Source organism: Vibrio sp. V03_P4A6T147 (assembly GCF_002241085.1).
Classification (GTDB): Bacteria; Pseudomonadota; Gammaproteobacteria; order Enterobacterales; family Vibrionaceae; genus Vibrio; species Vibrio anguillarum.
The window spans coordinates 1-9,172 of record NZ_NDIO01000037.1 but is presented as its reverse complement, the minus strand read 5'-3'; the positions used below and the strand labels follow the sequence as shown (position 1 = coordinate 9,172).

Here is a 9,172-nt window from a genome sequence, read left to right as displayed (position 1 = left end):
TCTCGGATAATACCCATAACTCTCATTACTACAATGAACAAGGTATTTACAACCTTTATACGGGTTCTTACCAGCGTCAAGACGGAAAGGTACTAACAGGCCCAAGCCTGAATGATTTAGTGGCACAAAAGGATGCACAAGCAGCCAAAGAGATTCAAAAGCAGTTTGACAGTGCGCGCGCTGAAGTCGGCAAATTAGTCACGTCGGCTGAAAAAGATAATCAGCATTTCGATCAATTGATCGCGGCTAACAATCCTCAAGGCAACGCTATAGTCAATGGAGCCATTATGGCTTTAGTGGCTCAAACCGCTTCGATAGAACGTACCGCTTCAGTGATTGGGATTGATAACCTTAATCCAGATACTGCAGACCACGAATTCTAATAATAAGATGAAAGATCCAAGGGCTCAGATGAGCCCTTTTCCACGTTTACACTGAATAAAGATGTTGAGAAAAGCCCAATGAGATCGTTTTTTACCGTCGCGCTCCTAACCTTGCTTGCCAACCCCGTTTATGCCGATGAGGTGAAATCGGGTGGCAAAACCAGTACAACCAAAGCTGGGCCGAATGCTTACTCGCTTCCTGCGGCCAATTTGCCGATGAGCAAACGGCTCGATTTTAGCGTGGGAAACAGTTTCTTTCGTAACCCTTGGGTGCCAGCGCCATCATCCACTGATGCAAGAGATGGTTTAGGGCCGCTTTTTAACACCAATGGTTGCCAAAATTGTCACATCAAAGATGGTCGCGGCCATCCGCCAGAAAAAAATGACACACATGCCGTTTCGATGTTGGTTCGCCTGAGTATTCCAGCGGTGACGGATGAACAAAAAGCGATCTACGCCAAAGAAGGGGGGATCCCCGAACCCGTCTATGGTGGACAGTTACAAGATTTCGCTTTGCCCGATCAAAAAGCAGAAGGACAAATCCAAATCGCTTATCAAGAGGTTGCTGTTGCTTTTACGGATGGCCACCAAGTGATGTTACGCAAACCTAATTTAAAAATTACTGAACTTGGTTATGGTGATATGCATCCTGATACTCAGTTTTCGGCGCGTGTCGCCCCGCCAATGATTGGCCTTGGCCTACTTGAAAGCATTGCTGATGCCAGCTTATTAGCAATGGCAGACCCTGAAGATAGTGATGGCGATGGTATCTCTGGCAAAGTGAACCGTGTTTGGGATGTAGAAAAAAAAGATTTTGCCATCGGGCGTTTTGGTTGGAAAGCCGGGCAGCCTAGTTTAATGCAACAGAATGCCGCGGCGTTTAACGGCGATTTAGGATTGACCAGCCGTTTATTCCCAAAAGAAAACTGCACCGAGAAGCAAACACTCTGTCAAACCTTACCTAATGGTGGCGATCCTGAGGTTAGTGACAACATTCTTGATTTTGTCGAATTCTATTCTCAGCATTTAGCTGTTCCAGTGCGTCGCAATGTCGACGATTCACAAGTGAAGCTGGGTCAATCATTGTTCAAACAAGTTGGCTGTGAGAGTTGCCACCGCACTGACCTTAAAACGGTAAAAAGAACGGATCGCCCAGCCTTGTCAGAGCAAGAAATTCATCCTTACAGTGATTTACTACTGCATGATATGGGCGAAGGGTTAGCCGATAATCGTCCAGAAGCCTTAGCTAATGGACAAGAGTGGCGTACCCCGCCTTTGTGGGGGATCGGCTATACGCAAGAGGTGAGCGGCCATACTTATTTTTTACATGATGGCCGAGCGCGTAATCTCATGGAAGCGGTACTTTGGCATGGTGGTGAAGCGCAAAGTGCCAAAGAGAAAGTACGTCAATTCAATGCCAGCGAACGCAACGCGTTGATCGCTTTTCTTAATTCTTTATAGGGTGCGAGCATGAAATTTCCTCTGTTATTTTCGATAGCGGTTACCAGCGTACTTTCGGCTTGCCAACCCACGCCGAAATCAGCGCTTGAGCCGCAAAAAAACAATCATGTTAGCCAAGGTGTTTATGAGGTTGAATTTGCTGCGGCGCAGCGTTTTGCTCAACAATCGCACCAGCTTGCTCAATTATTTGATCAGCAATGTCAGCTGGGCGATATCGCATTGCCCTTGCTGAAAGAACAGTGGCAGCAAACTATTGGGGCGTGGATGTTTTTACAAGGGCAAGAGAGAGGGCCAGCTAAAGCACTCGAGCAAAGTTGGAACGTACAATTTTGGCCAGATAAAAAAGACACTACCGGGCGAAAAATGAGCCTGTTAGCGAGCAGTGGCAAGCACTGGAGTGAGGAGCAGATTGCAAACCAGAGTGTCACAGTGCAGGGGATTGGCGCATTGGAATGGTTACTCTACGATGCTCAATCGCCGCTTCTGAAAAACCAGCAATTAGAAACTGGCTGTATGATTGGACAAGCGATCAGCGCGAATTTGGCGACGAAATCTCATTTGATTGCTGAGCAATGGCAACAGAATCCATGGTTGATGCTGGATCTGAGCGCTTGGCAAGCCGAATACATTGCGTTGCTCTCCAACCAGCTTGATTACAGCATGAAAAAACTGAGCCGCCCCTTAGCCAATATCGGCCAGCCACGCCCTTATTTTTCAGAATCGTGGCGCGCCAAAGTCTCTTTGAATAACCTGCAAAAGAATGTTCAAGCGATGCAAGCACTCTATTTAGCAAAAGACGGTTTAGATCAGATGTTGCGGGAAAGAGATCAAGTCGCCATGGCCGAACGCGTAAAAGCACATTTATCCTTGATGTTGGAAACGTGGCCGCAAACAGCCAGCTTATTTGATTTATTGCAAACAAAAGCAGGCTACCGTGAGGTGCTTGCGCTCTATAACAAGTTCGAACAACTCAATTATTTACTGCATGATGAAGTCGCGGTAGAGCTAGGTGTAGTGATAGGATTTAATGCAACCGATGGTGACTGATCTAACAAGGCGTACGCTACTGAAAGCGGCGTTATTGAGCGCATCAGCGCCCCTGCTGCCGCTGGGGTGCGCCACTACGCGCCGTGGCCCACAACCCGCTTTGATTGGTTGCGCTATTCATAAAGGCTCGCAGTTTCGCGCCGTTGTAGCCGACGCCCAAGGTCAAGCGATTCACCAATTACCTTTGCCTGCAAGGGGACACGGTGTTGCTATCCATCCTACCTTGACGCATGCGGTCGCTTTTGCCCGTCGTCCCGGCGAGTTTTTGATGGTGTTTAACTATCAAAATGGAGAACTCATCAAATTGCAACTGGCGCAACCCACGCGACATTTTTATGGGCACGGCGTTTACTCAAATGATGGTGCGTGGCTTTATGCAACCGAAGGCGAGAAAGCGACAAGTCGCGGCATTATTGGTGTGTATGATGTGCAGCACAGTTACCAAAAAGTGGCTGAGTTCAGTGGGTTTGGTATTGGCCCTCACGAAGTCATTGTGATGCCAGATGGCCGACTCGCGATTGGGGTGGGTGGGGTGCATACCTTCGGCCGCGAGCCACTCAACGTAGAGAGCATGATGCCAAGCTTGACCTACCTTTCTCATCAAGGAGAAGTGCTTGAGCAACGGATATTGAACGACCACCATTTGAGCATCCGTCATCTTGCTCATGATGGTGCAGATACTGTGCTGTGCGGCCAACAATACCGAGGTCAGCCGGAAGAGTATCCACCTTTGGTAGCGCTACATCACCAAGGTGGCGAACTCATTCCGCTTTTGGCAGAGCCTGAACAATGGGCAAGATTCAACCATTACATTGCCAGTATTGCGGCGACCGACCAATGGATTTTAGCGACTTCTCCACGAGGTAACTGTTACGGTATTTGGTCAAAAGAGACACTGCAACTGGTTGAGTTGGCCTCTTTGCCGGATGCTTCTGGCGTGGTAGTGCAAGATCAGCAGTTCCAAGTCAGTTCAGGAGCTGGCTTGGTCGTTAATTCACCCTATCCTCAACCTGAAATACGCACGCGTAGTAATGTCCAATGGGACAATCACTGGTCTGCCATTGATTACTCTCGCCAAAAAAGCTGAGTAAGCGAACTAAATTTGTTTAATGATAATTCTCATTGCATGAGAGTTTATGAATATATTGTTGATATCGACAACAACGTTTAGCAGATAGCCGTTTCTTTTGCCATACTGAAACGTGAATCAGCGTTGTTGGATAGATCGGAATGAGTAAAAGCATCCTATTTGCTTTATTATTGATTTTTAGTAGTTTTTCTCTTTACTCTGCCGAGAAGGTACAGCCTTTTGCTGTCTCGCAAGAGAATGCCTCGTTGCAATCTTTTATCCAATATCCGCATTTAGTCGAACGAATTTACCAAGAGAATGAGAATCGGCGCATTTGGCAAGATGAGCAGATTGTTCGTCAATTTGAACATCAATTGGAAGTGATTCGCCGAGCGGGGTTTAGCCCTTTATTTTCACGCCAGTTAGCGCAAATGAAAGCGTACCGGAATCAGCAAGCGTTCAACGAATACGATCTGCTGGCGACCGATACTTTACTTTTGTATTTGAGTTATGCCGAGCAAGCTCCCAAAGTCGGTATGGCTTGGTTCTTTGAACGTAAGCTCAACTCTGCGATTGCTCCACCAAGCCAAGAAGCCTTGTTCGCCCTTCATGTTGCGGTAGAAGTTAACAGTATCGGCGATCTGCTCAATGGTTATGCGCCGAGCAACGCGGCTTATGATCAACTGCTACACGCCTATGATTTTCTGCTCAGTACTGAAAATGCAGCGCTCTCGTTGTACAGCCAAAAAGGGTTAAAAAAACCTGGCGATAAGCTCTCACAACGTAGTGTGCTTATTGCCCGCTTATCATTAGTTAATATCGATGTTAGCACAGTGCGTGACGACGTAACTTGGTATGACAACAGCTTGGTCAAACCTGTGAAAGAGTTTCAAGCGATGCACGGTTTAAAAGCTGATGGCATGATTGGCCCCGAGACCTTAAAGTGGTTAAATTTGTCTTTGCAGGCACGCCTGTCTATGTTGGCATTAAATGCAGAGCGAACTCGTTTGTGGCCAGAATCAAAAGAGACACAGATCGTAGTCAACGTTCCCAGTTTTGATATGCGCTACTGGTATTTAGGTAAAGAAGTCTTTCAGTCTAAAGTGGTGGTGGGCCGAGTTTCACGCAAAACGCCACTCATGAGCACCAAATTAGATTCTTTGATCCTAAACCCGACGTGGAATGTGCCACACAAAATCATGGTTGAAGATATTCTGCCGATGGTAAAAAAAGATCAAAACTATTTGCGTCAACACAATATTGATATTGTTTCGAGCTGGCGTTCGAACGATCAAATTGACCCAAGCAACATCAACTGGTCTGCGGTGAATCCGGCCTCTTTTCCCTACCGAATGCGTCAGCAAGCCGGGCAAGATAATGCATTAGGTCTGTATAAATTTAATACGCCCAATCGCAGAGCGATTTACCTACATGATACGCCGAGTAAATACCTATTCAATAATACGTCGCGAGCCTTTAGTTCGGGTTGCATTCGAGTACAAAATGCCGATAAGTTTGCTTCGATGATATTAGAAACCCAAGGTATTAATGGTGATAAATTAACGGGTAAAGAAGGGCCTGCGAATGGCACGATCCCATTAAAGCAGCGCATCCCCGTACACATCATCTACCAAACTGTTTGGTATGAAGGTGGGGAACTGCACTACCGAGATGATATCTATCGTTATGATGCATTCAGTACCAGTAATGGGTGAATGGATACCGATAAAACAGTGGTCACCTAAGTAAGCAGGGATGCGTCTCTCAATTTACCAAAAAATGACTTAATAAAGATCTCTTTTATGTTCAAAGAGTAACGATGCTGTGGCTCTCTCTTGAGCATTTCGAGCACAATTTATGCATTTGATCTTCACAATGGAGTCCGGTAGTGTCCGGGCTTGTTGAAAATAAATTCAGTTGTGAAGGTATCAAACCTTGTTAGTTTCTCGTCGTCACTTTATAAAATTGGCTGGTAGTGGTGTAGTTGTAGCGGCGTGTGCCCCCCAAATAGTATTGGCATCGTACCCTGAAACCTCTCGCATACTCGCGATGAATAATTTACATACCGGTGAAACACTTGAAACCTGTTATTTCAACGGTGTTCGTTATGTTCGATCTGAGCTTGATCGGCTCAACCATATTTGCCGTGATTTCCGCCGCAACGAAGTCCATCCAATGGACAAAAATCTATTTGACCAAATATCGAAAATTCAATCTCTACTTGGCACTCAAGCAGAAGTACAAATCATCTCTGGTTATCGATCTCCTGCCACCAATGAAATGTTGCGCACTCACTCCTCGGGGGTTGCTAAGAAAAGTTTCCATATGCTAGGCCAAGCAATTGATTTTCGGTTAGATGGTGTTCAGTTGAGTCAAGTACGCGAAGCGGCGATCGAATTGGGCGCTGGCGGTGTTGGTTATTATCCTAGCAGTGATTTTGTGCACATTGATACTGGGCCTGTACGTCATTGGTCATAAGGCTGTTCGTGACTTGTCAAATGAAAGTGTCAATGTCATAGTTCGGCCAACTGCGAATTCGAACAAGGTTTTAGTATGTCGTTAAAGTATCAAGTGGTGCCCGTCACTTCCTTCTCTCAAAACTGCTCTATCGTTTGGTGTGATGACACCATGGAAGGGATCGTGGTTGACCCTGGCGGTGATGTGAAACAGCTCGTGATGTTGATCAATGAACTCGGGGTAAAAGTGGTCAGTTTGGTTCTTACTCATGGTCATTTAGATCATGTCGGTGGAACCGAACCGCTGGCGCAGCAGTTGGGCGGCGTCGATATTATTGGACCACATAAAGCGGACAACTTCTGGCTACAAGGCCTCGAAGGTCAAAGCAAAATGTTTGGTTTTCCACTGACGGAAGCCTTTGAACCTACCCAATGGCTTAATGACGGTGATGAAGTGAAGTTTGGCCTTCAAACTCTACAAGTATTGCACACGCCCGGCCACACGCCCGGTCACGTGGTGCTGTTTAGCCAGCAAGCGAAATTGGCGTTTGTTGGTGATGTATTGTTTAACGGTAGTATCGGCCGTACGGATTTCCCGCAAGGTGATTTCAATACCCTGATTCACTCGATCAAAACTAAGCTATGGCCACTTGGCAACGATGTGACGTTTGTGCCCGGCCATGGTCCGCAATCGACTTTTGGCCGTGAACGTGCCAATAACCCTTATGTCGCAGATGAAATGCCCCTGTATTGATCTTGATTAGGCTCAGAGTGTTCCTTCTGCGCCCATTAAACCATGTCTTAGTCTGGTTCGGCCGCCGCGAGGTAGCGCCGAATCAGCCCCACAAACGCCTCGGCGTCACGATCCAGATCGTGCGCTGAGATAAAAAGATCATAATCAAAAAATTGCCGTTGATAGCGCATCCGATTGGCTAACATTGCCATAAGACCATGATAGTAATTACCGTTTGGCGCAGTGTAAGGTGCGTTGTCGAGTACCAAATCTTCAAATTGAGTCTCTTTGCGCTGTTGTTTTGCTCCTAAGTAGAGCAGCGCGCGCTGGCTGAGCAAGATCTCACTAGCGATTCTGGGACACACACTCTCAAGGTAAGGTGAATAATCCTTCAGTTTGATCCCAATCCAAGGCAAAGGTTGGTGCCAACCATGATATTCATAACTGCATACCCCAATGCGGCTAATATTGTTCCATTTTACGACCCAACCTCCTTTAAAGAGATGCTGCTGAAAATGGGTAGCGGTTAGGGTGTAGCTAACTTTTCCTTTCAAAATCAAAAGATAGAAGGTGATTAGAGTCACTGCCAGTGCACTTACTAACAGCAGCGCATGAATAATGTTGGATGAGAACATGACAATGCAAATTGAAGCGATGATACAAGTCGTATTGACCCATTTAACCACAGGTGATTGCAGAGAAAAGCGCGTATTAGACAAATGTTGGGTGTGCATAAACCAGTGAAACTCCTTCGAGCTACAGCATCGTTGTTGGCTGTTGCGACCTGTATAAATTGTAGTCAGTTACCGCATCAAAATGCGTTTTTGCCCCTCAATCTGTGCTATGCCCTACAAATCGAGGACGATTTTTGATATAAAACGCGCTTCAAATTTTCACCACTGCTTGAAACGCAGTGAAATGGAGAAATATTCGATGAGACTTGCTCATAAGCGTAAGGTGCAGGCAAAATTGCAAAAGCGTATTAAAGCGACTGTTGCAAACTTGATCGCCTCTCAATCAGCAAAGCCTGTAACAGCGCAATCGACCGTAGCAAAAACCGCTGCAACAAAAGTAGTTGTGGAGAAAGCGGCGGCGAACTCTAAAAAAGTGGATGTTGCGTTAACGCCAAAACAGCAACAGGTTTTAGATATCGTCGCTAACCACACAGAAGGTATGAATCCTAAATCGATCGGCTTAAGTGCTGGTCAAGAAGATGCGAAAGCTGCCGCTTGGGCCACTGGCGCACTCAAGAAACTAGTAGAAGAAAATCTGGTAGTGAAAGAGCAGTTAGCAGGCAACAAAGTTATCTATAAAGCCATTTAATCTGCTGTTCGTTGTGAATGAATTAGCCTCGGTAGCTCCGAGGCTTTTTTACGATCAAATTTTAAAATGCAATCAAAGCTACTCTTCTTTGGTAATAGAGCCAATTTCGAGCATCGGTGCGACATCGATGTTTTCGGCATTCATCATAGAAGATAAACGTTGTACCGATGAGAGCAACAAGCTTTGCTCCCACTCTTGAAGCTGCCTAAATTGTTCGACAAAGCTTTCTTGCAATGGTTGCGGTGCCTTTTCTAGCAGCTTCTTACCTTCGTCCGTTAAATGGGCGTGCACTTTTCGTTTATCGGTATTGCTGCGAATTCGCTGTACGTATCCGTTGCGCTCTAATCTATCCAAAATGGTGGTGGCAGTGGCCTGGCTCATGTTCGTATGATCCGACAATGTGCGGATAGTCACCTCACCAAGGGTTTGAATTGAACGCATTAGAATAAGCTGGGGACCAGTAAGCCCAGCGTCTCTATTCAGTTTTTTAGAGTGCAGATCAATTGCGCGAATAATTTGTCGAATTGAGATCAAAACTTCTTCATGTTTTTCCAAACTCATTGTCCCAAAAAGAAAGTTATTAATAAGCGGGGACCATAGCGCAGTTCTTTTCACTTGAAAAGTAGCATTCGACCTCTTTTGTTTTGGTCTAAGATGATGAGTGTATAAGTTGAGATGTAAAATGATTAGTGCTCGAATG

Annotated in this window: 10 protein-coding genes; 8 read left to right on the top strand and 2 right to left on the bottom strand. The window is 45.9% G+C overall.

The annotated features are described in order from the left end of the window. The 7 genes from B9J84_RS01395 to B9J84_RS01365 form a co-directional block, all read left to right on the top strand. A partial coding sequence (locus B9J84_RS01395) for an imelysin family protein (RefSeq protein WP_404206159.1) occupies positions 1-383 on the top strand: 383 nt, incomplete at its 5' end. A gap of 78 nt (positions 384-461) precedes the next feature. Next, complete coding sequence (locus tag B9J84_RS01390; protein WP_094123358.1) at positions 462-1,844, top strand: di-heme oxidoredictase family protein; 1,383 nt, start codon at positions 462-464, stop codon at positions 1,842-1,844. Positions 1,845-1,853: 9 nt separating this feature from the next. After that, positions 1,854-2,891, top strand: coding sequence for an imelysin family protein (locus B9J84_RS01385; RefSeq protein WP_094123357.1), 1,038 nt, complete (start codon positions 1,854-1,856; stop codon positions 2,889-2,891). Beyond that, positions 2,881-3,978 (top strand): DUF1513 domain-containing protein, encoded by a 1,098-nt coding sequence (locus B9J84_RS01380; protein ID WP_172859045.1) that lies wholly within the window; start codon positions 2,881-2,883, stop codon positions 3,976-3,978. Before B9J84_RS01385 ends, B9J84_RS01380 begins: the two co-directional genes overlap by 11 nt. A 143-nt stretch (positions 3,979-4,121) precedes the next feature. After that, on the top strand, positions 4,122-5,675 hold the full coding sequence (locus tag B9J84_RS01375) for a murein L,D-transpeptidase (protein WP_094123355.1): 1,554 nt from the start codon (positions 4,122-4,124) through the stop codon (positions 5,673-5,675). Positions 5,676-5,895: 220 nt separating this feature from the next. Beyond that, positions 5,896-6,438 (top strand): YcbK family protein, encoded by a 543-nt coding sequence (locus B9J84_RS01370; RefSeq protein WP_017044782.1) that lies wholly within the window; start codon positions 5,896-5,898, stop codon positions 6,436-6,438. A gap of 75 nt (positions 6,439-6,513) precedes the next feature. After that, a complete protein-coding gene (locus B9J84_RS01365) occupies positions 6,514-7,170 on the top strand; it encodes an MBL fold metallo-hydrolase (protein WP_013856747.1) in 657 nt (218 codons plus the stop codon). 47 nt (positions 7,171-7,217) lie between these two features. On the opposite strand, the gene B9J84_RS01360 is transcribed toward B9J84_RS01365, so the two are convergent. Continuing rightward, a complete protein-coding gene (locus B9J84_RS01360; protein WP_094123354.1) occupies positions 7,218-7,883 on the bottom strand; it encodes a DUF2982 domain-containing protein in 666 nt (221 codons plus the stop codon). Between the two features lie 199 nt (positions 7,884-8,082). On the opposite strand from B9J84_RS01360, the gene B9J84_RS01355 reads away from it, so the two are divergent. After that, a complete protein-coding gene (locus B9J84_RS01355; protein ID WP_161439660.1) occupies positions 8,083-8,472 on the top strand; it encodes a MarR family transcriptional regulator in 390 nt (129 codons plus the stop codon). A gap of 78 nt (positions 8,473-8,550) precedes the next feature. On the opposite strand, the gene B9J84_RS01350 is transcribed toward B9J84_RS01355, so the two are convergent. Further along, a complete protein-coding gene (locus B9J84_RS01350; protein WP_010320725.1) occupies positions 8,551-9,027 on the bottom strand; it encodes a MarR family winged helix-turn-helix transcriptional regulator in 477 nt (158 codons plus the stop codon). Positions 9,028-9,172 lie beyond the last annotated feature (145 nt).